At 70.7% G+C, this 23,057-nt stretch carries 22 protein-coding genes; 10 read left to right on the forward strand and 12 right to left on the reverse strand.

Going from position 1 to position 23,057, the window contains the following annotated elements:
- Positions 1-61: 61 nt before the first annotated feature.
- From ACFPCV_RS11890 to ACFPCV_RS11910, 5 genes are all read left to right on the forward strand, one after another.
- Positions 62-589, forward strand: a complete 528-nt coding sequence (locus tag ACFPCV_RS11890; protein ID WP_378056153.1) for a PadR family transcriptional regulator — start codon at positions 62-64, stop codon at positions 587-589.
- 93 nt (positions 590-682) lie between these two features.
- On the forward strand, positions 683-1,972 hold the full coding sequence (locus tag ACFPCV_RS11895) for a C39 family peptidase (RefSeq protein WP_378056154.1): 1,290 nt from the start codon (positions 683-685) through the stop codon (positions 1,970-1,972).
- Between the two features lie 12 nt (positions 1,973-1,984).
- Entirely contained in the window at positions 1,985-3,061 is a 1,077-nt protein-coding gene (locus ACFPCV_RS11900; RefSeq protein WP_378056155.1) for a gamma-glutamylcyclotransferase, read from the forward strand.
- Between the two features lie 4 nt (positions 3,062-3,065).
- On the forward strand, positions 3,066-3,707 hold the full coding sequence (locus ACFPCV_RS11905; RefSeq protein ID WP_378056156.1) for a DUF4232 domain-containing protein: 642 nt from the start codon (positions 3,066-3,068) through the stop codon (positions 3,705-3,707).
- A gap of 62 nt (positions 3,708-3,769) precedes the next feature.
- Positions 3,770-4,213: a hypothetical protein gene (locus tag ACFPCV_RS11910; RefSeq protein WP_378056157.1), complete on the forward strand. Its 444-nt coding sequence runs from the start codon at positions 3,770-3,772 to the stop codon at positions 4,211-4,213.
- Here ACFPCV_RS11910 and ACFPCV_RS11915 read toward each other — a convergent pair.
- Complete coding sequence (locus ACFPCV_RS11915; protein ID WP_378056158.1) at positions 4,188-5,828, reverse strand: FAD-binding oxidoreductase; 1,641 nt, start codon at positions 5,826-5,828, stop codon at positions 4,188-4,190. The two genes, ACFPCV_RS11910 and ACFPCV_RS11915, sit on opposite strands and share 26 nt — an antisense overlap.
- Positions 5,829-5,844: 16 nt before the next feature.
- On the opposite strand from ACFPCV_RS11915, the gene ACFPCV_RS11920 reads away from it, so the two are divergent.
- Both ACFPCV_RS11920 and ACFPCV_RS11925 read left to right on the forward strand, forming a co-directional pair.
- A complete protein-coding gene (locus tag ACFPCV_RS11920) occupies positions 5,845-6,444 on the forward strand; it encodes a TetR/AcrR family transcriptional regulator (protein ID WP_378056159.1) in 600 nt (199 codons plus the stop codon).
- Positions 6,441-7,952, forward strand: a complete 1,512-nt coding sequence (locus ACFPCV_RS11925; protein ID WP_378056160.1) for a glycerol-3-phosphate dehydrogenase/oxidase — start codon at positions 6,441-6,443, stop codon at positions 7,950-7,952. Before ACFPCV_RS11920 ends, ACFPCV_RS11925 begins: the two co-directional genes overlap by 4 nt.
- Positions 7,953-8,006: 54 nt before the next feature.
- Here the strand turns inward: ACFPCV_RS11925 and ACFPCV_RS11930 are convergent, their stop codons facing one another.
- From ACFPCV_RS11930 to ACFPCV_RS11940, 3 genes are read right to left on the reverse strand one after another with little or no spacing between them, the layout of a single operon-like run.
- Positions 8,007-9,431 (reverse strand): M15 family metallopeptidase, encoded by a 1,425-nt coding sequence (locus ACFPCV_RS11930; protein WP_378056161.1) that lies wholly within the window; start codon positions 9,429-9,431, stop codon positions 8,007-8,009.
- Positions 9,428-9,745: a type VII secretion target gene (locus ACFPCV_RS11935; protein ID WP_378056162.1), complete on the reverse strand. Its 318-nt coding sequence runs from the start codon at positions 9,743-9,745 to the stop codon at positions 9,428-9,430. The genes ACFPCV_RS11930 and ACFPCV_RS11935 overlap by 4 nt, the downstream gene beginning before the upstream one ends.
- A gap of 29 nt (positions 9,746-9,774) precedes the next feature.
- Positions 9,775-10,212, reverse strand: coding sequence for a YbaB/EbfC family nucleoid-associated protein (locus ACFPCV_RS11940; RefSeq protein ID WP_378056163.1), 438 nt, complete (start codon positions 10,210-10,212; stop codon positions 9,775-9,777).
- Between the two features lie 188 nt (positions 10,213-10,400).
- Here ACFPCV_RS11940 and ACFPCV_RS11945 point away from each other — a divergent pair, with 188 nt between their 5' ends.
- The gene (locus tag ACFPCV_RS11945) at positions 10,401-11,258 is read left to right on the forward strand and encodes an ABC transporter ATP-binding protein (protein WP_378056164.1); all 858 of its coding nucleotides are present in this window, start codon (positions 10,401-10,403) and stop codon (positions 11,256-11,258) included.
- A complete protein-coding gene (locus ACFPCV_RS11950) occupies positions 11,255-12,454 on the forward strand; it encodes an ABC transporter permease (protein WP_378056165.1) in 1,200 nt (399 codons plus the stop codon). Before ACFPCV_RS11945 ends, ACFPCV_RS11950 begins: the two co-directional genes overlap by 4 nt.
- A 73-nt stretch (positions 12,455-12,527) precedes the next feature.
- On the opposite strand, the gene ACFPCV_RS11955 is transcribed toward ACFPCV_RS11950, so the two are convergent.
- Both ACFPCV_RS11955 and ACFPCV_RS11960 read right to left on the reverse strand, forming a co-directional pair.
- Positions 12,528-13,841: a citrate synthase gene (locus tag ACFPCV_RS11955; protein ID WP_378056166.1), complete on the reverse strand. Its 1,314-nt coding sequence runs from the start codon at positions 13,839-13,841 to the stop codon at positions 12,528-12,530.
- Between the two features lie 91 nt (positions 13,842-13,932).
- Entirely contained in the window at positions 13,933-14,871 is a 939-nt protein-coding gene (locus ACFPCV_RS11960; protein ID WP_378056167.1) for a carbohydrate kinase family protein, read from the reverse strand.
- An 83-nt stretch (positions 14,872-14,954) separates the two neighbouring features.
- Here ACFPCV_RS11960 and ACFPCV_RS11965 point away from each other — a divergent pair, with 83 nt between their 5' ends.
- Positions 14,955-16,100, forward strand: coding sequence for an acyl-CoA dehydrogenase family protein (locus ACFPCV_RS11965; RefSeq protein ID WP_378056168.1), 1,146 nt, complete (start codon positions 14,955-14,957; stop codon positions 16,098-16,100).
- Positions 16,101-16,371: 271 nt separating this feature from the next.
- Here the strand turns inward: ACFPCV_RS11965 and ACFPCV_RS11970 are convergent, their stop codons facing one another.
- The 6 genes from ACFPCV_RS11970 to ACFPCV_RS11995 form a co-directional block, all read right to left on the reverse strand.
- Entirely contained in the window at positions 16,372-17,589 is a 1,218-nt protein-coding gene (locus ACFPCV_RS11970; RefSeq protein ID WP_378056169.1) for an amidohydrolase, read from the reverse strand.
- A gap of 11 nt (positions 17,590-17,600) precedes the next feature.
- Positions 17,601-18,500, reverse strand: coding sequence for an aldose 1-epimerase family protein (locus tag ACFPCV_RS11975; protein WP_378056170.1), 900 nt, complete (start codon positions 18,498-18,500; stop codon positions 17,601-17,603).
- Between the two features lie 20 nt (positions 18,501-18,520).
- Entirely contained in the window at positions 18,521-19,873 is a 1,353-nt protein-coding gene (locus tag ACFPCV_RS11980) for an APC family permease (RefSeq protein ID WP_378056921.1), read from the reverse strand.
- A gap of 102 nt (positions 19,874-19,975) precedes the next feature.
- A complete protein-coding gene (locus tag ACFPCV_RS11985; protein WP_378056171.1) occupies positions 19,976-21,244 on the reverse strand; it encodes an MFS transporter in 1,269 nt (422 codons plus the stop codon).
- A 118-nt stretch (positions 21,245-21,362) separates the two neighbouring features.
- The gene (gene pdxH / locus ACFPCV_RS11990; protein ID WP_378056172.1) at positions 21,363-22,037 is read right to left on the reverse strand and encodes a pyridoxamine 5'-phosphate oxidase; all 675 of its coding nucleotides are present in this window, start codon (positions 22,035-22,037) and stop codon (positions 21,363-21,365) included.
- A 163-nt stretch (positions 22,038-22,200) separates the two neighbouring features.
- Positions 22,201-22,800 (reverse strand): TetR/AcrR family transcriptional regulator, encoded by a 600-nt coding sequence (locus ACFPCV_RS11995; protein WP_378056173.1) that lies wholly within the window; start codon positions 22,798-22,800, stop codon positions 22,201-22,203.
- Positions 22,801-23,057 lie beyond the last annotated feature (257 nt).

Here is a 23,057-nt window from a genome sequence, read left to right on the forward strand (position 1 = left end):
TCGGCACCGACGGTAGGAGGTGGGTATCGTCGGCCGCGTGCCGGAATCCCGTACTCGGAAGTTGACCCCGACGTCGTACGTCGTGCTCGGCATGCTGAGCTACTCGCCGGCGACGAGCTACGACCTGAAGCAGTGGGTCGCCAACACGATCGGCAACTTCTGGGCCTTCGCCCACTCCCAGCTCTACGACGAGCCCGCCCGCCTGGTGGCCGACGGCTACGTGACGGAGGAGGTCGAGGAGGGCGGCCGCCGCAGGCGCACGTACTCCATCCTCCCCGCGGGCCGCGAGGCGCTGCGCGAGTGGCTGGCCTCCCCGACCGACGAGCAGACCGAGGTACGCGACCTGGGCCTGCTGAAGCTGTTCTTCCTGAACTTCGGCACCCGCAAGGACCTGCTCCAACTGGCACGCGACCGCCACGAGTCCCACCGCGGCCGAGCGGACGCGTACGAGGAACAGCGCGCGGAGATCGCCGACCACGCCGACCGCTGGCAGGTCAGGACCATCGAACTGGGCATCCGTTACGAACGGTGCGTGGAACAGTTCTGGTCCGACTTCCTGAAGGAACTGGAAGAAGAAGACCTGAGCTGACCCGCCCCACTCCCGCAGCCCGGCCCGTGCACCACGACGACAGGCAACTGGGAGCTGTTTACATGATCTAGCCTGGGCTGGAAAATCATTCTCATGCGCGCACACCCGCTACGTCTTGGCACGATCACCGCCGGGCTTGGAGTCGCTCTCGTCATGTCGCTGTCCCCCGCGCCCGTGGTGGCCGCGCCGGCCACCGGCGACGCGCCCGTCGACTTCCACCAGTGGCGGTCCACGTCCGACTTCCTCAAGGGTCGTTCCGAAGGTCTGCTGCCCACACCGGCCGGCCTGGTCATCGCCCGGCCCGTCGGCCGGGTCGAGCACACCGAGCCGGACCTCGGCACGACCCGCACCTACGAGTTCGGCCGGTGGACCTCGCCGGTCTACCGGCAGGGCTTCGACGCCACCCAGCTGGTCGCCTCGTGGAACGCCAGGACGCAGAAGAACACCTGGCTGAAGATCGAGATGCAGGGCTCGACCAGCTCCGGGACCAGGAGCAGCTGGTACACGATGGCCCGCTGGGCGCTGGGTGACAGCGACATCATCCGCACGACCGTGCCCGGCCAGGAGGACGCGGTCGGCTTCGTGGACGTCGACACGTTCGTCGCGCAGCAGCCCATCGCGAGCTACCAGCTCCGCGTGACCCTCTACCGCGAGCGCGGCACGCACAGCACGCCGCGGCTGAGCATGGTCGGCGCGATGACCTCGGACATCCCCGACCGCTTCACCGTCCCGGCGGGCCCGTCGGCCGGCGCGTGGGGGGTCGAGCTGCCGGTGCCGCGCTACTCGCAGAACACCCACACCGGCGAGTACCCCGAGTACGGCGGTGGCGGCGAGGCCTGGTGCAGCCCGACCTCGACGGAGATGGTGGTCGAGTACTGGGGCAAGAAGCCCAGTGACTCCGACCTCGAGTGGGTCGACCCGGACATCGCCGACCCGGCGGTCCCGCACGCCGCCCGCTTCACCTACGACCACGACTACGACGGCACCGGAAACTGGCCGTTCAACACCGCCTACGCCGCGTCGTTCGGCCTGAACGGGCACATCACGCGCCTGTCGTCGATCACCGACCTGGAGAAGTACGTCAGGGCCGGCATCCCGGTGATCACGTCGCAGTCGTTCCTCGCGAGCGAGCTGGACGGCGCGGGCTACGGCACGGCGGGCCACATCATGGTGGTCGTCGGCTTCACCGAGGACGGCGACGTCATCGCGAACGACCCGGCGTCGAGCAGCAACGAAGCGGTCCGCAACGTCTACAAGCGCGACCAGTTCGCGAACATCTGGCTGCGCACCAAGCGCTACAACGCCTCCGGCGGCGTCTCCGGCGGCCCGGGTGGCGTGGCCTACATCATCGCGCCGCCGTGGAAGAAGCTGCCGCGTCTCTGACACGGTGGGGGTGTGAGCTTCGCCGACGAGGACTACCCGGCGGTGCCCTACCCGGGCCGCCGCCCACCGGTCTCCTACGTGCACGACGACGCCACCGGGTGGGAACTGACCCCCGGCCCGGCGGCGTCGTCCGGCTGGTGTGCCGAAGGACGGGACCTCGACGACTGGCTCGCCGCCCGCGGCGCGAGCCCGCTCAGGGACCGGGTGCCGCTGCTCTGCTACGGCTCCAACGCGTGCCCGTCGAAGCTCACCTGGCTGCGGGACGCGCTCGGCCTGCGCGGCCCGGCCGTGTTGTTCCGCGCGCGCTGCACGGACATCGCCGCGGTGTGGGCCTGCGGGCCGCGGGTCGTCGACGACCAGCGGCCCGCGACGCTCGCCGCGCTGCCCGGCAACACCGAGCACCACGCGGTCTGGTTCGCCACGGCCGAACAGGTCGCGGTGCTGGACCGCTGCGAGGGCAGGGGCGAGCGCTACCGGCTGGCCCGTGTGGACACCGGCGAGGTCCGCCTCGCCGACGGGACCGTGGTCGACGGCCCGCTCGCCTACGTCGCCGCCGCGCCGCGCCGCATGCCGCTGCTGGTCGGCGAGAACAGCGAGAACGACGGGAAACCCGTGCGCTGCCTCGACGTTCCGCAGTCCGGCGCGGCCGCGCTCACCGGAACACCAGCGAGTACCGACGGTCTCACCGTGCGTGAGATCACCGGCACGCCGGAACCCGCGGACTTTCCCGGTCGTGTCTTCGTCTACGGCACGCTCCAGCCGGGCGCGTCGGACTGGTGGCGGCTCGAACCGCACGCGGCCGGGAACCCGCGTGCCGCGGTAGTTCGCGGCACGCTGTACGACACCGGTCTCGGTTACCCCGCGCTACAACCGGGAGACGGACCCGGCGTGCCCGGCTGGGTGGTCGACCTGGCGGAACCCGCCGTCGCACTGTCCACACTGGATGAGTACGAGGGCGCGGAATACCTGCGTGTGCGCGTTGCGTCACCGGGCGGCGAGCCGTGCTGGACGTATGTGTGGAATGGACCGGTCGGCGGATTGTCTAAGCTGACGGGCGCGTGGGGGACCGCGGATCCGTCTCGGAGGTGAGAGCGTGGCCCGACATGGCCGATTATGCGCGGTCGCCGCGCTGGCGATCGTCGTGTCGAGCGGGTGCGGTGCCCGGCAGAACGCCGCGGGGGACACCTCGACCCGGTTGACCGTCACGACCACGGAGGCGTCGACGCCCGCCTCGCCGTCCGCCCCGTCGTCTGCCCCGGCCTCGCCTGCGTCGCCGACCACGGTGACCGGCGGCGAGTCGTCCCCGCCGGCACAGGAGAACCGTTGCACCGCCGGGATGCTGACCGGCCTGGTCGAGCCGCAGAACGCGAGCGCGGGCAACCGGTACGCGGTACTGGTGGTACGCAACAAGAGTCAGCGGCTGTGCACGTTGTGGGGTTACGGCGGACTGGATCTGCTCGACGCGGGCAAGGAAGTCCTGCCGACACAGGCGGAACGCACGCTGGGGCCGGTGCCGACGCTGGTGCGGCTGCGTCCTGGCGCCGCGGCGGGCAAGATCCTGCACTGGGGCGTGGTCGCGACCGGTGACGAGCCGACGGACGGCCCGTGTCAGCCCGCCGCCTCCAGCATCAACGTGATCCCGCCGGACGAGACCGCGCCGTTCGAGGTGGACTTCGAGTTCGGCCCGGTGTGCGACCAGGGCCGGATCGAGACCAGTGCGTACTTCCCGCGCTGAGCGCGGCGAGAAATTCTTCCGTATCCCTGTTCAGGCCCACCTCGAACAGGCAGGCTTGGCCCATGAACACCGAGCCCGACCTCGCGTCAGCGCAGACGGTGCGGCAGCCGGTGCCCACCCTCCCGGAGCCGGGAACCGGCCGGCCACCCGCCGATCCGCTCGCGAAGATCATGATGTCGCCACGCACGTTCCTGACGATCCTCGCCGTCACGGCGCTGCTGCTCGGCCTGCTGCTCGCGTTGCTGCCGGTGCGGGTGGCGAACGTGGACGCCCGTGACCCCGGTCATGTCTCGTGCGGCAACACGATCGGCGGGGTGGAGACCGGACCGCTGGCGGCGCGGCTGGGCCGGCCTGGGGACGAGGTGCTCGCGACGTACGTGAACACGTGCGAGAGCGCGATCGCGACGCGCCTGGTGTTCTCGTGGCCGATGTTCCTCGTCGGCGCGCTCGCGATCGTGTGGTCCGGCGTGGTGCGCAGGCCTACCGCACCAGTTTCCCCGGGTTGAGCACACCGTCGGGGTCGAGCGTGCGCTTGACCCCGGCGAGCACGTCGGTGCCCAGGTCGCCGATCTCCTTCGCCAGGTAGGGCGCGTGGTCGGTGCCGACCGCGTGGTGGTGGGAGATGGTCCCGAGTGGACCGTCCGAAATGGCCGCGCACGCGGCCGCTTTCGCGCGCTGCCACTGGCCTTCCGGGTCGTCGTGGTCGCGCGGCACGATCGTGGTGAAGTACAGCGAGGCGCCGGTCTCGTACGCGTGGGAGATGTGGCAGGCGACGACCGGGGTGCGGCCGGGCGCGGACAGCGACCCGATCAGCGCTGCGCGGACCTCGGTGCGCAGACTGGACAAAGTGGACCAGTAGGTCGCGGTCTCGAGCGTCTCGACGCAGACTCCGCTGTCCATCAACGCGTCCCGCTGCCGGGGCCCGGAGAACCGGCCGTGCCGCCACTTCTCCCCCGCCGCCGTGCCGAGCGACACCGGGCGCAGCCCGCGCAGCACCCGCATCGTGGCACGGCGGCGCAGCGCGAGCTCCTCCGTCGACGTGCACTCCCAGCCGAGCACCAGCAGGCAGGGCTCGAGAATCCCCCGTGCCCGCAGGTACTTCCGCACGAGCGCGGTCTTCCAGCCGCCCGACATCGCGAACGCGACCTCGGTCTCGTGCGGGTCGGACAGGCGGGTGACGTCCGCGAGCACCCGCGCCTGCGCCAGCTCGCGCACGGCGGTGGCGCCCGCTTCCCAGCCGTCGAGCACGAAACCCTCGTAGCGGCGGACGGTCGGCAGCTCCCGCACCCGCACGGTCACCTCGGTGAGCACGCCGAACGCGCCCTCGCTGCCGACGACGAGCTGCCGCAGGTCGGGCCCGGCCGCGGACGCGGGCGCGACCCCGGCCCGCCACTCACCGCGTGGTGTCGCGACCCGCACGCCCTCGACCATGTCCTCGAACCGCCCGTAGCCCGCCGACGCCTGACCAGACGAGCGGGTGGCGGCGAACCCGCCGATCGTGGCGCGTTCGAACGACTGCGGCACGTGTCCCAGCGTCAGCCCGTGCGCGGCGAGCAGCCGTTCCGCCTCGGGCGCGACCACCCCGGCCTGGAACACGGCGAGCCGCGACACCGGGTCGACCGACACGAGCCTGTCCAGCCGCATCAGGTCCAGCACCACGACCGCGGCCTTGTCACCGCGCAGCGCGGTGACGCCGCCGACGACCGACGTGCCGCCGCCGAACGGCACGAGCCCGATGCCGGCTGCCGCGCAGACCTCGACAACCTGTTGCACCTGCGCGGGGTCCGCAGGCACGACGACCGCGTCCGGCACCGCGATCGCACCGGTTCCCCTGTGCCGCAACAGGTCCAGATAGGACAGTCCACCTGCGCGGCCGAGCCGCTCGGCCCTGCCGGTGAGCACGTGCCGCTCCCCGACCACGTCGGCCAGCGCCTTGTACGCCGGTTCCGGCAGCGCGGACTCCGGCACGGTGAGGGTGGAGTCCGGCGCGACCGGCGTCGACCGAGCGCCGAGACCGGTGCGCGACGCTAGCCAGCGGGTGGCGTGAGGGGGCAGGATGGCGTCCTGCCCGCCGTGCGGCGTCCACCCACGGCGAACGAGGTGGTCACTGTTGTTGGTCACGAGTATAGTGTGACACATGACGTCCATCCGTCACACACCGTCACCCAACCGGGTCGCCGACGACCTGTTGCTCGACGCGGCCATGGAATGCGTGCTCGCGGTCGGCGTACGCAGGACCACGCTCAGCGACATCGCGCGGACCGCCGGTGTGAGCCGGATGACGTTGTACCGCAGGTTTCCCGACGTGCGCGGCATGCTGTCGGCGCTGATCACCAGGGAGTTCGGCAAGATCCTGGCCGCCGCGAACGAGGCGGCGCGCGACGAGCCGGACGCGCGCGGGCAGCTCGTCGCCGCGGCCGTGCACACGATCCGCGAGCTGGCCGCGAACCCGCTGATGCACGCGGTGCTCGAACGGGACGCCGAGCTGCTGCTGCCCTACATCGTGGAGCGCATCGGCACGAGCCAGCGCATGGCCGAGGAGTACCTGCGCGCGCAGCTCGCCGCCGGGCAGGCCGACGGGTCGATCCGCGCGGCCGACCCCGTGGTCCAGGCCCGCACGATCTTCCTGCTGCTGCAGCCGTACGTGTTCGCGATCCGGCCCTCGACCTCCGATCTGGAGCAGGCCGACCTGCTCGCCGAGCTCGGCAGGCTGCTCGACGTGGCACTGCGGCCGTGAACACCGCGCTGAACGCCCCGCGGCGGGACGAGGAGCTCGCCGCGCTGGCGGCGGGCGAGGTGGTCGACGTGCTCGTGGTCGGCGGCGGCGTGACCGGCGCCGGGATCGCGCTGGACGCGGCCTCACGCGGGTTGTCGGTGGCGCTGCTGGAGGCACACGACCTCGCGTTCGGCACCTCGCGGTGGTCGAGCAAACTCGTGCACGGTGGCCTGCGGTACCTCGCGAAGGGCGAGGTCGGCCTCGCGCACGAGAGCGCGGTCGAACGCGGCATCCTCATGACCTCCACCGCACCGCACCTCTCGCGGCCGCTGCCGCAGCTGATCCCCCTGCAGGGCACGGTTTCCCGTGGCGACGCCGCGTTCATGGCGGCCGGGCTGCGCGCGGGTGACGCGTTGCGGCGCGCGGCGCGGACGCCCTCGGCGCTGCTGCCGCCGCCGCGCCGGGTGTCCGCGCCGGAGGCGCTCGCACTGGCGCCCGGGTTGCGGTCCGGTGACCTGCGCGGTGGCCTGCTGTCGTTCGACGGTCAGCTGACCGACGACGCGCGGCTCGTGGTCGCGCTGGCGCGGACCGCGGCCGGGCTCGGCGCGAAGATCATCACGCGGGCGCCGGTGACCGCGCTGACCGGGACCTCCGCGCAGGTGCGGGACGGGTCGCGGCAGGTCGAGGTGCGTGCGCGCACGGTGGTCAACGCGGCGGGCGTGTGGGCGGGCAAGCTGGTGCCCTCGGTGCGGCTGCGGCCATCGCTCGGCACGCACCTGGTGGTGTCGGCGGCCTCGGCCGGGCTCGGCGGCGCGGCGCTGACGGTGCCGCTCCCGGGGTCGCGCTCGCGGTTCGTGCTGCTGCTGCCGCAGGCGGACGGCCTGGTGTACCTGGGGCTGACCGACGAGCCGTTCGACGGCGAGATCCCGGACGAGCCGGTGGCGCCCGCCGCCGACGTGGCCTTTCTGCTGGACGTGGCGTCGTCGGTGCTGGCGCGGCCGCTGACGGGCGCCGACGTGCTCGGCAGCTACGCGGGCCTGCGGCCGCTGCTGGACGCGCCCGGCCGCAGCGCGGACCTTTCCCGCAGGCACGCGGTGCTGACCTCGGCCGACGGCGTGCTCACGATCGTGGGCGGCAAGCTGACCACCTACCGCCGCATGGCGCAGGACGCCGTGGACGCCGCGGTGGCACACGGCAACCTGACCGCGGGCCCGTCGACGACGCGGCGGCTCCCCCTGGTCGGCGCGGCACCGCGGCCCGTCCTGTCCACACTGGACGCGCCGGCGCGGCTGGTGTCGAAGTACGGCACCGAGGCCGAGGCGGTGGCGGCACTGGACCCCACCCCGATCGCACCGAACCTGCCGATCACGGCGGGCGAGGTCGAGTGGGCGGTGCGCAGGGAAGGCGCCATGGACGCCGAGGACGTGCTGCACCGCCGCACCCGCATCGGCCTGGTCACCGCGAACCTGGCCGCGGCCCGCGCCAGGGTGACCGCCCTGGTCGCCGAACTCGGCTGTCCAACGGGCTGACGGGCCCGGGACACGCGAAAGGGCCGGTCCCGGGGGACCGGCCCTTTCCTGGACTTACTGCTGCTGCTGCGCGTTGCGGAGGCGGGCCGCCACCGCGGCGACCTCCTCCTGGCTGCCGATGATCTCGAAGTGCATGTCGTCGGCACGGTTGCGGTAGTCACCGCCCCAGCGGACCACGTTGTCGACCTCGTGCAGGATGGTGCGGATCTCCTGCTGCTGCTCGGGGGTGAACGTGTCCCGCACACCGAGCGGGTGCCGCGTCGCGTTCAGGTCGATCGCGGTGCCGCTCGCGTGGTTGGAGACCGCCTCGCCGCCGCGGACGTTGCGGTGCGCGTGGCCCCAGTCGTCGCGCTCGCCGGCCTCGGAGTCCATCGAGACGTTCTCGACCCGCGCACTGACCTGGCTGGCCACGTGGATCAGCACCTCACCCGCCGGCCCTTCGGCCACCCGCAGCCGCACGTTCGTGCCGGGGACGTCCCGCGTCACGAGCGGCGTGTTCACCGGCCACCCGTTCTGCGAGGTCGGCCCGTCGTACTGGCGCTGGGTCTCGACCGCCGGGCGGACCTGCGGGATCGGCACGTTCTGCGGCAGCGTCTGCGCCTGCGCCAGCTGCAGCTGGCCGACGTCGTTGGGCTGGTAGTACGTGCTGTTCGGGTTGTACTGGATCTGCTGCGCGCTCGGCGTGACCTGCTGCTGACCGCTCGCCCTGCCGCCGATCGTCTCCAGCAGCTGCTTGACCTGCTGGACGACCTGCATGATCTGCTGCACGGTCTTGATGATCTTCTGCAGCGTCTGGACGACCTTCTGGATCTGCTGGATCAGCTTCGCCCCGGTCTGCACCGCCTTCTGCGTCGACTGGGCGATGCCCATCGCCACCGACGCGCCGAACGACAGCCACGACTTCGACAGCGCCTCGATGCAGATCTGGATGATCTTCTGCACGGCCTCGCCGATCAGGTCCATCACGGCCTGGCGAGCCTGCGCGACGGCCTGCCCCGCCTGCGTGATGGCGCCCGACACGGCCCTGCTGGCCTGCGAGAGCGCGTCCAGCCCGCTGGCCTGGTTGCCGCTGGTCCTGCGGTAGCCATCACCCGCGGAGCCGCTCCAGGACCGGGTCTGCGTGCTCGACGCGGACCGGTACTGGCCCGCCACCGAGCACAGGTTCGACGACGCCGAGCCCCACGACTGGGCGGAGCCGGAGACCGCGCCCGAGTCGCCCTTGAGGATCTCGAACGGCTCCCGCAGGAACGACACGGCGCCAAGCACCCAGCCAAGCCCTGCCGAGCTGATCGCGCCGAGCGGGTCGCCGGCGATGTCGAGCACGTTCATCGCCACGTTGGTGACACCCATGGCCGAGCCGAGGACGTCGCCCTTCTCCATGGCGTCCGCCGTCGACCTGATGTTCGTGAACAGGCTCTCCACCTGGTTGGTGGATCCCCCGCCGGACGTGGTGCGAGGCTGCGTGAGCGTCTCGGTCACCTGACTTCCTCCCCGGCCTCCTGCACGGTGAACACGTGCGTGTGGTGGTCCTCTGTCACCTGGTAGTCGTCAGCGACCTGCACGAGGCCCGTCTGCACCTGGTCGACCGTCTGGCTCGCGCCGTTCATGGCCTGCCGCACCTCGCCCGCCGCGCTCGTGATGGCCGACGCGAAGAACTCCGCGATCTGGCCGAAGGCGCCGCCGGACACGTTGTCCTGCGCGGCACCGGCGACCGAACGCACGTTGGACGCGATCGAGCCGACCGTCTCCGCGTGTGTTCGCACCTCGCCGACACTTACGTTGAAATCACCCATGGGATCCGCCGATCACTCTGTGGACTGCTTCACTTGATCACTTCAGGCGGGTTCTCGAAGTACTCGTCGTCCGGCCGCGTGTCGCGGTTCGCGACCAGGTCCAACGGCTTGTCCTTGCCGTCGCCCGTGTAGCCCTCCGGCAGGTACTCCTTGACCGCCTCCAGTGCCGCGCCCTCGCCGACGAACTTGGTCATCACGTCCACGACCTGCTGACCGACGTCCCGCTGCGCCGCTTTGCTGGTCTCGAGAATCACCCTGGCGAGGTGCTCCGGCTCGAAGTCACGCGCACCAGGACGCAGCACCAGGTCGGAGAGCGCACCGCTGGCGGTCACCCTGACCGTCACCTCGCCATCCTGCGAGGTGGCGGACCCGCCAACCGTGCGCAGAGCCTTCTCCGCCTTGTCCGCGCTGGCCGCAGCCGCCTGCAACTTCTCGTCATACTGCGCGAACCACTTGTCCGGGTCCATGCGTCGTTACTCCAATGGTCCTTCGTGGATCATCTGCATCCTCGCCAGAACCTACGCTTTTCGACTCCGCCGAAGGTTGTAGTTCCACGAACAATTTTCAAAGGTAATCAGTAGGGGACGGCCCGTAATCTTCCGTGGTCCGGGGCCCTGGATACTGGTATCGGACACCAGTCGAGGGAGGGCGCGGCGTGCTGGAACTGGACCGGGTCGCCAAGCGCTTCGGCGAGGCGGTGGCATGCCAGGACGTCACCCTCACGGTTCGCCACGGCGAGGTCGTCGGTCTGGCCGGCGCCGGGTCGACGACCGTGCTGCGGCTGGCGGCGGGGCTGCTCCCGCCCGACACGGGCGAGGTACGCAGATCGGGTGAACACGTGGGCTACCTGCCCGCCTCGGGTGGCCTGTACCCGCGGATGCGGGTGCTCGACCAGCTCGTCTACGTCGCCAGGCTGCACGGCGCCGACGTCAACGACGCGCTGCGCGCCGCCGAGATCTGGGTGGCCAGGTTCGGGCTGCGCGACCACCGCGCCGACCGGGTGCGGCAGCTGTCCGGCGCCGACCGGGCCCGGCTGCGGCTCGCGGCCGTGCTCACGCCGAGCCCGGACCTGCTGGTGCTCGACGAGCCGTTCGCCGGGCTCGACGAGGCCACGGTGCACCTGCTCATCACGGTGCTCGGGGAACGGGCCGCCGCCGGCGCGAGCGTGCTGGTCGCCTGTGACGACCTCGAGGTGGTCGAGCGGCTGTGCGACCGTGCCTGCGTGCTCCACAATGGACGGGTGGTGGCAGTGGACGCGGTCGGCGGGCTCCTGGCCTCGGCACGGCAGGAGCTGGTGGTGGACGCACCGCACGCGTGGCCTGGCTGGGCCGACAACCTGCCGGGAGTCACGGTGCTCGCGGTCCACAACGGACTGGTCCGGCTCGCGCTCGACGCGGGCACCGACGACCAGGCGGTGCTCGCCGCCGCGCTCGCGACCGGGCCGGTGCGCGGGTTCACCCGGATCCGGCCGCGGCTCGCGGAGCTGTTCGGCGACGCGGTGACCGGCGAATGAGTACCGGCAGGACCGTGTCGCTCGTGGCGCGCCGTGAGCTCGCCGCGCGGCTGCGTACCAGGTCGTTCGTGCTCGGCACCGTGCTCTCGGCGCTGGTGCTCGCCGGGTTCGTGCTCACGCAGAGCACGCTGTTCGACGACCGCCACCGCGACACCATCGGGCTCAACGGGCAGGCCATCGCCGTCACCGAGCAGCTCGCGGAGGAGGCGCGGCAGGTCGGCAGGGACGTGGCGACCGTGGAGGTCACCGACCTCGCAGACGGGCGCGCGCAGGTGGCCGACGGCAGACTCGACGCGCTGGTGAGCGGCGCCCCGGCCGCACTGACCGTACTGGTGGACAGCGGCCTCGACGACGAGCTGCGCGGTGTCCTCAATGGACTGGTGCGTCAGCAGGTGCTGCGCGGGCAGCTCGCGGCGCTGGCGGACCCGACGAACCTGGACGCCGACGCCGTGCTGCGCACGGTCGCCGAGGCACACGTGACCGTGCGGACCCTCTCGTCACCGGACCCGGCGCACGGGGAGCGGCTCGCGGTCGCGCTGGTCGTGGTCGCGCTGCTGTACCTGGCGCTGTTGCTCTACGGGTCGCTGGTGGCGCAGGGGGTCGTTGCGGAGAAGTCCAGCGGGGTGGCGGAGTTCCTGCTGCCCGTGGTGCGGCCGGGGCAGTTGCTCGGCGGCAAGGTCGTCGGGCTGGGGCTCGTCGGGTTGCTCCAGCTCGTGGCCGTCGGGCTGGTCGGGCTCGTGGTCGCGCTGGCGACGAAGGTGCTCACGTCCGCCGGGTCCGCCGTGACCGCGCTGTCATGGGGCCTCGTGTGGTACGTGCTCGGGTTTCTGCTGTACGCCACGGTGTTCGCCGCGGTCGGCACGCTCGTGTCGCGACAGGAGGACGTCCAGTCGGTGCTGATGCCGGTGACCGTCGTGTTGCTGGTGGCGTTCGTGCTGGGGTTCGCCGTGTTGTCGCGGGACTCGTCGGGGACGTTGATCACCGTGTTGTCCCTGGTGCCGCCGCTGTCGCCGTTGCTCATGCCCGGGCGGCTCGCGCTGGCCGCCGTACCGGTCTGGCAGACGTTGCTGGCGCTCGGGCTGACCGTGGCCGCCATCGCCGTGCTCGCGCGGGTGTGCGGGCGCATGTACCGGAACTCGCTGCTGCGGCCCGGTTCCCGGGTGACCCTGCGAACCGCTCTGCGCCGGGTGCCGTGAACCCCTCATGCGCTGAAAGGCGCTTTCGGGACGCTGAGCGTCCCGAAAGCGCCTTTCAGGGCAGGTAAGCCGGTCAGCGGCCGGACATCGGCACGTAGTCGCGCTCCGTCTGTCCGATGTAGACCTGGCGGGGGCGGCCGATCTTCGTGGCCGGGTCGTTCATCATCTCGCGCCAGTGCGCGATCCAGCCGGGCAGGCGGCCGAGCGCGAACAGCACCGTGAAGAACTTCGTCGGGAAGCCCATCGCGCGGTAGATCAGGCCCGTGTAGAAGTCGACGTTCGGGTAGAGCTTGCGCTCCACGAAGTAGTCGTCGGCCAGCGCGTGCTCTTCGAGCTGCTTCGCGAGGTCCAGCAGGCTGTCGTCGCCGCCGAGGCGGGTCAGGATGTCGTCGGCCGTCTTCTTGATGATCGCGGCGCGCGGGTCGTAGTTCTTGTAGACCCGGTGGCCGAAGCCCATCAGCTTGACGCCCTGCTCCTTGTTCTTGACGCGCTTGACGAAGTCGTTCACGTCGCCGCCGTCGTTGCGGATGCCCTCCAGCATCTCCAGCACCGCGCTGTTGGCACCGCCGTGCAGCGGGCCGAACAGGGCGTTGATGCCCGCGGAGATGCTCGCGAACAGGTTCGCCTCCGACGAGCCGACCAGCCGCACGGTCGACGTGGAGCAGTTCTGCTCGTGGTCGGCGTGCAGGATGAACAGCAGGTCGAGCGCACGCACGAGATCCGGGTCGACCTCGTAGGGCTCGGCGGGGAAGCCGAACGTCATCCGCAGGAAGTTGTCCACCAGGCCCAGCGAGTTGTCCGGGTACAGGAACGGCTGGCCAACCGACTTCTTGTACGCGTAGGCGGCGATCGTGGGCAGCTTCGCCAGGAGGCGGATCGTGGAGATCTCCACCTGCTCCTGGTCGAACGGCCACAGGCTGTCCTGGTAGAAGGTGGACAGCGCGGAGACCGCGGACGACAGCACCGGCATCGGGTGCGCGTCGCGCGGGAAGCCGTCGAAGAACCGCTTCAGGTCCTCGTGCAGCAGCGTGTGGCGGCTGATCTTCGAGCTGAACTCGTCGAGCTGCGTCCGCGTCGGCAGCTCACCGTAGATCAACAGGTAGCTGACCTCGATGAAGGTCGACTTCTCCGCGAGCTGCTCGATCGGGTAGCCGCGGTAGCGCAGGATGCCCGCGTCACCGTCGATGTAGCAGATCTCCGACGAGCAGGCGGCGGTGTTGACGAACCCCGGATCGAGCGTGACGAGCCCGGTCGTCGACAGCAGTTTGCTGACGTTGATCCCGTCGGAACCCTCTGCGGCGCGCGCGAGTGTCATCTCGTACTCGCCGCCCGGATAGCGCAGGGCGACGGGTTCGGCCGCGCCGTTGTCTTTCTGCCCGTCAGGCATGCGTGTCCCTCTCAACAAAATCGTCTTGTGTTCTTTACGCTAGTGCGCCCAGCGCCGGTGGGTAAGGCCGGACGGTGTGGGACACCGCACTTTACGACCGCAGGGCCAGCTCAGCAGCGTAAGGCGGTTCCGCCCCTGCCCTCGAAACCGTCACCGATGCGGCCCGCGCCGCGAACGTCAGCGCGGCACGCCACGCGTCCGCGCCCACCGCCCGCAGTCCTTCCGCTGTCGTCGTCCCGTTCTCGTGCAGCCAGTGCAACAACGCTCCGTGCACGGTGTCACCCGCCCCGATGGTGTCGACCACCGCGGTCGGCACCGTCGGCACCTCGACCTCGGTACCGTCGGCCGTGCACACCACGAGCCCGTCGCCGCCCCTGGTCAGGACCACCGCCGCCGGGCCGCGGCCGAGCCAGTCGGCGACCGCCCTGCCCGCGTCGCCACCCGTGTCGCCCGCCAGCCACTCCGCGTCCTCGATGGACAGTTTCAGCAGGCCGATGTCCGGCAGCCACGACGCGAACCGCGCACGGTAGGCAGTGGCGTCCGTCACCATCGCGGGCCGGATGTTGGGGTCCAGGACCGTGAGCCCGGTGTGCTCCCTCAGCAGCCGCTCGTAGCGGCTCGCGCCCGGTTCGAGAAGCAGCGAGAGTGTGCCCAAGGACACGATCTTGATCTCGTCGGGCAGCCGGCCGGGGTGTTCCACCTCACGGTCGGCCGTGCCCTCGACGTGGAACGAGTAGCGCGCCGACCCGTCGGCCGCGATGCCCGCGACCGCGAGCGTGGTCGGCTCCGGTCCACGTTGGACCATCGCCGTGTCCACACCGGACAGTTCAAGTCGCCGGAGTAGCGCGTCACCGAAGGAATCCGTCGACAGTCGCGACAGGAACCGCACCGGCGCGCCGAGCCGCCCTGCGGTGATCGCGACGTTGTACGGACCGCCGCCGGGCAGCGGCAGGAGCGGCCCCAGTTCGCCGGGGACCGTGCCCGGCGCCGGCACCAGATCGACGAGTGCCTCGCCGCCGACAAGGATCATCAGATTTTCCTCACTTACCCGACAGTAGGAAGTCATACTGTTTGATGGCCTCTGACCACGCATGGACCTGCGGAGGAGATGGCATGCCGGCCGAGCGACTGCTACCCAACCGGGACGCAGAGGACCTCATCAAGCTCACCAGGGAGATCGCCAGGGACGAACTGGCCCCCCTGGCCTCGTCGTACGAGGAGGAGGCCAGGTTCCCGCGCGAACAGTTCCGGCTGCTCGGCCGCAGCGGCCTGCTCGGGCTGCCGTACCCCGAGCAGTGGGGCGGCGGCGGCCTGCCGTACGAGGTGTACCTGCAGGTGCTCGAGGAGGTCGCGACCGCGTGGATGTCGGTCGGCGTCGGCCTGTCCGTGCACGTCATGTCGTGCTTCGCGCTGGCCGAGTACGGCACCGAGGAGCAGCGCGCCGAGTGGCTGCCGGCCATGCTGGGCGGCGAACTGCTCGGTGCGTACGCGCTGTCGGAGCCCCATGCCGGCTCGGACGCGGCGGCGCTGTCGTGTCGCGCGGTGCTCACGGGTGACAAGTATGTGGTGAACGGCGTGAAGGCGTGGACAACACACGGCGGTCATGCCGACTTCTACACGACGATGGTCCGCACATCCCCCGATGGTGGGCGCGGCATCTCGTGCCTGCTGGTCCCCGCCGACACGCCCGGCCTGACCGCGGCCCCGCCGGAGCGGAAGATGGGCCTGACCGGCTCGCCGACCACGCAGATGATCTTCTCCGACGCCGGGGTGGCCGCGGCCCGGCTGCTCGGGGCGCAGGGGGCGGGCCTGCGGATCGCGCTGGCCTCGCTGAACTCGGGCAGGCTGGGCATCGCGGCGTGCGCTGTCGGCCTCGCGCAGGCGGCGCTGGACGAGGCGGTGACGTACGCGAAGGGCCGCTCGCAGTTCGGCAGGCCGGTCATCGAGTTCCAGGGCGTCGAGTTCCTGCTGGCCGACATGGCGGCGGCGGTCGAGTCCGCGCGGGCGACGTACCTGGAGGCGGCCAGGCGCCGCGACCGGGGCCTCCCGTTCACCCGGCAGGCGTCGGTGGCGAAGCTGGTGGCCACGGACGCCGCGATGAAGGTGACCACGGACGCGGTGCAGGTCCTCGGCGGCGCGGGCTACACCCGCGACTTCCCGGTGGAACGCTACCTGCGCGAGGCAAAGGTCCCACAGATCTTCGAAGGCACCAACCAGATCCAACGCATGGTAATAGCCCGCGAACTACGCAAATCCTGACCCACCCCCCCCAACCCACCCGCGAGTCCCCCGTTCAGGACCCGCGAGTCCCCCGTTCAGGACCCCCGAGTTCCCCGTTCAGGACGGGCACGTCCGGGTTCCGAACGGGGAACTCGCGGGTTCCGAACGCGGGACTCGCGGGTTCCGAACGCGGGACTCGCGGGTTCCGAACGCGGGACTCGCGGGTTCCGAACCGGGGACTCGCGGGTTCCGAACCGGGGACTCGCGGGTTCCGAATGGGGGACTCGCGGGGTTGGGTGGGGTTTGAGGGTTAGTGGGGGTCTTCGTAGAACGGGGTGGTGGTTGTGCCCTGGTTGGTGGTCTCGTCGAAGTGGTAGACGTCGCGGCCGTTGACGAAGACGCGTACCGCGCGGCTCATCACGTCCAGCGGGTCGCCCGACCACAGCACGATGTCGGCGTCCAGGCCCGGCCTGAGCGCGCCCACCCGGTCGTCGAGCCCCATGATCCGTGCCGGGTTCACCGTGATCGACCGCAGCGCGGTCTCCGTGTCCAGGCCCTCCTTCACCGCGAAGGTGGCCTGGTGCACGAGGAAGTCGATCGGCACCACCGGGTGGTCGGTGGTCAGCGCGATCTCCACCCCGGCCCGCGCGAGGATGCCGGGGTTGCGCAGCGACCGCCTCCTGACCTCCACCTTCGACCGCCCCACGATCAGCGGGCCGATGATCACCGGAATCCCCTTGTCCGCCAGCAGGTCCGCGATCAGGTGACCCTCGGTGCCGTGGTTGACGATCAGGCGGTAGCCGAACTCCTCGGACAGCCGGATGGCGGTCGCGATGTCGTCGGCGCGGTGGCTGTGCTGGCACCACGGCAGGTCGCCGTCGAGCACCTGGACCAGGATCTCCGAGGTGTTGTCGCGCTCGAACGGCGTGTTCTCCCTGGCCGCCCACTCCCGCGCCGCGCGGTAGTCCTGCGCCTTGGTGAACGCGTCGCGGATCACCGCGGCCACACCGAGCCGGGTGGAGGGCAGCTTGTCCTTCTCGCCGTACACCCGCTTGGGGTTCTCCCCCAGCGCGCTCTTCACGCTCACCGGCTGGCGCACGAGCATGTCGTCCACCGTGCGGCCCCACGACTTGACGGCCACGGTCTGGCCGCCGATCGGGTTGCCCGACCCCGGCTTCACGACCACCGTCGTGACCCCGCCCGCCAGCGCGTCGCGGAAGCCCTCGTCGTCGGGGTTGATGCCGTCCAGCGCACGCAGCCGCGCGCCGTTGGGGTCGGTCATCTCGTTGACGTCGAGGCCCGCCCAGCCGTCGCCCTCCTCGTAGACACCGAGGTGGCCGTGCGCCTCGACGAAGCCGGGCAGCACCCAGGTGCCGGACGCGTCGACGAGCTCCGCGTCGTCCGGCACGTCGACATCGGCCTCCGCGCCGACCGCGACGATCACGCCGTCGTCCACCAGCACCGTGCCGCCCTCGATGGGCTCACCGTCGACCGGAACGACGTATCCACCTGTTATCGCGATGCTCACGATCGCCAAACCTACGCGCTAAGGGGGCGGATGCCCCAGCGACCCGACCACGACTCGTCCGCCGACAACCACCGCAGGTCGACGCCCGAGTTGAGCGCGTCCGGCGGGCACGTCATCGGCTCGATCGCGACCGCCCGCGCGCCCTTGCCCGGGTACTCGCCGGGCGTGAACACCTGCACCCACCCGAACGCGGGATCCGCCCACACCTCGACGCCGCCGCCCCGGTGGGTCACCGTGTGGTGCACCAGCCCGTCGTCGCCCGGCCGGCAGCCGCCGAACGCGGTGTCCAGCTCGACCTCCCGCAGCGGCTTGCCCGCGCTGAAGTCGTAGTCGGTGCCCGCGACCTCGATCGTGGCGCCGTTGGGGATCATCGTGTCCAGGTCGATGGGCAGGACCGTGCGCGCGGCCAGCGTGAGCACGCAGTCGTCGACGTCCACGTTGCCCGGCCGCGGGTACGGGTGCGTGCCGACGCCGAAGGGCATGTCCCGCTCGCCGAGGTTGGCCACCACGTGCGTGATCGTGAGCCCCGCGTCGCCAACCTCGTAGGAGATGCTGGTGCGAAAGGGGAACGGCCAGCCGGGTGCCTTGTCGACGGTGACGGTCAGCGTCACGGCCGACGCGTCGGCCGACGCCACGGTCCACGGCACCCGGCGCACCAGGCCGTGGATCGCGTTGCCCCGCGCGGCTTCCGTCGCCTCGAGGTGGTGCGTCTCGCCGCCCATGGTCCACGTCGCGGCCGCCACCCGGTTGGGCCACGGCACCAGCACGGCACCCGCGCCCATCGGCGGCTCGTCGTCGTAGGTCTCGACGTATGGCACCCCGGCCACCTCGAACGCGCGCAGCCCGGCGCCCGCGGTCGTGACGACCGCCCGCGCCGGGCCGTGCGTGATCTCCAGCTGCTCTCCAGTCATGCCAGGAGAGCCTACGGTCACTACTTCAGCGCCTTCGGGTCGAACTCCTTCACCGCTTCCTGCTCGCCCCGCGAGCGCAGCACCAGCCAGTTGACCCCCCACAACACGACGCCGAGGCCGATCAGCCCGGCGCCGATGTAGTAGTCGCGGGCGGTCTTGCCGGACAGGCCGGGCAGCACCAGGTACAGGCACAGCACCGCGCCCACGACCGGCGCCCACGTCGGCGCACGGAAGTGGTCGTGCGCCACCTCGTCCTTGCGCAGCACCAGCACCGCGACGTTGACCACGGTGAACACGCACAGCAGCAGCAGCGCGGTGGTGCCGCCGAGCGCGCTGACCCCACCGGACCCCGCGAGGCTCAGCAGCAGGACCGCGATGCCGCTCGTGACCACGATCGACACCCACGGCGTGCGGCGGAACGGGTGCACGGTGCCGAACACGCGCGGCAGGATCCGCTCGTTGGCCATGCCGTAGAGCAGCCTGCTCGCCATCAGCATGTTGATCAGCGCGGAGTTGATCACCGCGAAGACCCCGATCCACTCGAAGAGCCAGCGCGGGAAGCCCGGTGCGCCGACGTCGATCACCTTGAGCAGCGCCCCGGACTCGGCTGCGGCCAGGTCGCTGGCGGTGACCAGCAGCGAGGACGTGATCGCGACGAGCACGTAGATCACCGCGGCGGTGGCGAGCCCGCCGAGCAGCGCCTTCGGGAAGATCCGGGGCGGGTCCTGGCACTCCTCGGCCATGTTGACCGAGTCCTCGAAGCCGACCATGGCGAAGAACGCGAGCGAGGTGGCGGCGGTGAGCGCGAGCAGCCAGCTCTGGTCCGCGGTGTTGATCTCCAGCAGCCTGCCCGGTTCGCCGTCACCGCCGCCGACCGCGAACAGGCCGATGCAGATGATGATCGCGAGCCCGGACAGTTCGATGACGGTGAGGACCACGTTGGCCTTCACCGAGTGCGCGACGCCGATGAAGTTGACGGTCGCGAGCAGCGCGATGAACACGACCGCGACGAGGATCGTCGTCGTGTCGCCGACCTCGAAGCCGAACGCGGCAGGCAGGTAGGTGCCGCCGAACGCCATGGCGGCCGCCGACGCGGAGGTGATGCCGGAGCACATCACCGCGAACGCGACCAGGAACGTCACGAACGGTTTCTTGAAGGCGCGGTTGGTGTACAGCGCGGCGCCCGCGGCCTTCGGGTACTTGCCGACGAGTTCCAGGTAGGCGAACGCGGTCAGGAAGGCCACGACGAACGCCAGCAGGAACGGAAGCCACAGCGCGCCGCCGACCTTGCCCGCGACCGAGCCGGTCAGGGCGTAGATGCCCGTGCCGAGGATGTCGCCGATCACGAAGAAGTACAGGAGTTTCGAGCCCATGACCCGCTTGAGCGTCGACGGCTCCTCGGGAGCTGCTGTGTTCTCGGTCACCATGAGTCCTGAGCTTGCCCGAACTTCACCGGCGTGACCAGACAGGGGCAGTCACCGATCCACGGACTGTCCGGTGTTCGCGCGGTAACGCCAGAACGTGGGCAGGCACGCCACCGCGACCACGGTCAGGACGATCACCAGCACGCCACCGCCCGTGGCCGCCGCGGCGGTGCCCACCCCGGCGGCCGCCCAGCCGTGCGTGACGTCCGCGATGCGCGGCCCGCCCGCGACGACGACGGTGAACACACCCTGCATGCGGCCGCGCATCTCGTCGGTCGCGGCGGTCTGCAGTATCGCGCTGCGGTAGACCATGCTGACCATGTCGGCGGCGCCCGCGACGACCATGAACACGACCGCGAGCCACAGTTGGCCCGCGAGGCCGAACCCGATGATCGCGAGGCCCCACACGACGACCGCGGCCGTGACACCGACGCCGTGCCGGGAGATTCTGGACAGCCAGCCGGAGAACAGGCCGAAGAGCAGCGCGCCGATCGGGATGGCCGCGTACAGGAGGCCGAGCGCGATGCCGCCGCCGGGCGGGTCGCCGAAGGTGCGCTCGGCCATCTCCGGGAACAGTGCCCTCGGCATGCCCGCGACCATGGCGATGATGTCGAGCAGGAAGCTCGCCAGCAGGACGTGCTTCGCCGCGACGTAGCGGAAGCCGGCCACGATGTCCTTGAGCCCGGCCCTGCGCCTGACCCCGTCGAGCGGCGCCATCCTCGGCAGCCCGGACACGATCAGGGTCGCGAGGACCAGGACGATCGCGTCGACCAGGTACAGGACCGGCAGCCCGGCCAGCGGCATCATGGCACCGGCGAGCAGCGGCCCGAACACCATGCCGAAGGACCCGACGGTGGCGCTCAGCGCGGTGGCGGCGGCGATGAGGTCCGGTGGCACCAGGCGCGCCACGGCCGCGGTGCGGGTGGGCATGTTGATCGCGACGAACGCCTGCTGCACCGCGAGCAGGCTCAGCACGAACCACACGTTCGCGCCGACGACCGCCTGCACCCAGAACGCGACCGAGGTGACCGCCACCCCGACGTTCGTGACGAGGATGACCGTGCGCCGGTCGAACGCGTCCGCCAGCGCGCCGCCCCACAACCCGAAGATCAGCAGCGGGACCAGCGCGAACGCCCCGGCGAGCCCCACGTACGCCGACGACCCGGTCATGTCGTAGATCTGCTTGGGCACCGCGACGACCGTGAACTGCGACCCGACCGCCACGATCGCCGTCGAGCCCCACAGGCGCCGGTAGGCCGGTATGCGCAACGGCCTCGTGTCGATGGCGACCCTGGACCGTTTGCCGGTTGCTACCCCCACGCGCCGAAGCTTAGGCCCGCTAACGACCTCGGCGCGCGTGAATTTTCGGGACGAACGAAGCCCTGAACGACGCCTTCGGGACGACGAGCGTTCCAAAAGCGTCGTTCAGGGCAGGTCGTTACGGGCCGACGCGCTCCACGACCCAGCCGTCGCGGGTCTGCTTGAAGCGGAGGCGGTCGTGCATGCGGTCACGGCGGCCCTGCCAGAACTCGACGACCTCCGGGCGGATGCGCCAGCCGCCCCAGTGCGGCGGGACCGGCACCTCCTCGGCGTCGGCGAAGCGGCGTTCCACGTTGGCCAGCGCGTTCTCCAGCGTGTGGCGGTCGCGGACCACGATCGACTGCGGCGACGCCCACGCGCCGAGCTGGGAGCCGCGTGGCCGCGACGCCCAGTAGACCTTGGTCTCCGCCTGGCTGACCTTCTCGACCGTGCCGCGGACGGTGGCCTGGCGGTGCAGCGAGTACCAGGGGAACGTCGCCGCGGCGAAGCGGGTCGCCATCAGGTCGTGACTCTTGGCGGAGGTGTAGTTGGTGAAGAACACGACCCCGCGCTCGTCGAGGCCCTTCATGAGCACGGTCCGTGACGACGGCATGCCGTCGGCGTTCGCCGTGGCCAGGACCATCGCGTTCGGTTCTGGCGCACCAGCCCGGATGGCGTCGTCCAGCCAGGCCTGGAGCTGCTGATGCCAGGTGTCGAGCAGCTCGGCCTCGCTCAGGGTGCCCACTTCGTACGACACGCGCATCGTCGGCAGTGCGACAGCGATGTCGGGCGTGGCAATGTCGGCGTCCGCCATCCTTGAACTCCTCGACACGTAGGGGTCACCTCACGTTTCGACGGTACGGGTTCGCAGGCGGCGGCGAAACCGCGCGCCGGGTGACGGCGCGCACTTGAATCGATCTGGAAGCGCCGGCCGGGTCGTTCCCGCCCCTTAGCTCCGCTCCGGACCGTCGGCGCGGCTACGTCGGCCGGGTGATGGCGGCGATGAAGATCTCTCGGATCTCGTTCGCCACGGCGTTGGCGGCCAGGGGCGGCTCGTGCGTCTGCCACTCGCGGACGAGCCCGGTCACGGCACCGACCAGTGCGATGGCCGTCAGCCGGTAGTCACGCTCCGGAGCGAGCCCGGCCGACGCGGCGCGGTCACACTCCGCGGTGATGAAGTCGACGTAGCGTTTGAACCAGTCCTGGTGCTGACGCTCCATCGCCTGACTTATCCCCGGCGCTTCGACGTAGTTCAGTCGCGGATAACGGGGATCCGATGTGACGGCCGAGACGAATGCGTCGACCAATGTCGTGATTCGGGTGAGCGCGTCCGCGTCGGCGAGCGATTCCAGTACCGGAACCATGCGCTTCATGGCGACCGTGTTGATGTGTGCGTGAAGTTCCAGCAGCAACGCTTCCTTGCTCGCGAACTTCTCGTAGAAATTCCTGGTGGAAACCCCGGCCTTGGCGCACAGGTCGGCGATCTTCGTCTTGTGATAGCCGCGAGTGGTGAACTCGTCGAGTGCCGCTTCGAGGAGCCGCTCCCGTCGCTCCGCGCGTCGCTGCTCGGTGTCCACTCCGCGGTACATCCGGCCGTGCGCTCCCGCGCCCTGAGCCATCGAACCTCTCCTCGGCCCTTGTCCAAACAGGTCCACGTTTCTGAAATTGGTAATTACCAGTATGGCGTTTCCTCTCGGCGTGGTTCTCCGAGACGACCCGTTTTACACCCATCCGGTTCAACGGTCGCGAGGGGTGCCGGTGACGCGATCCCGGCCACGTTCGATAAATACACCGGACCGGATTCCGTGGACGACTTCGCACACCACCCCTGAGC

The organism is Actinophytocola glycyrrhizae, assembly GCF_042653545.1.
Classification (GTDB): domain Bacteria; phylum Actinomycetota; class Actinomycetes; order Mycobacteriales; family Pseudonocardiaceae; genus Actinophytocola; species Actinophytocola glycyrrhizae.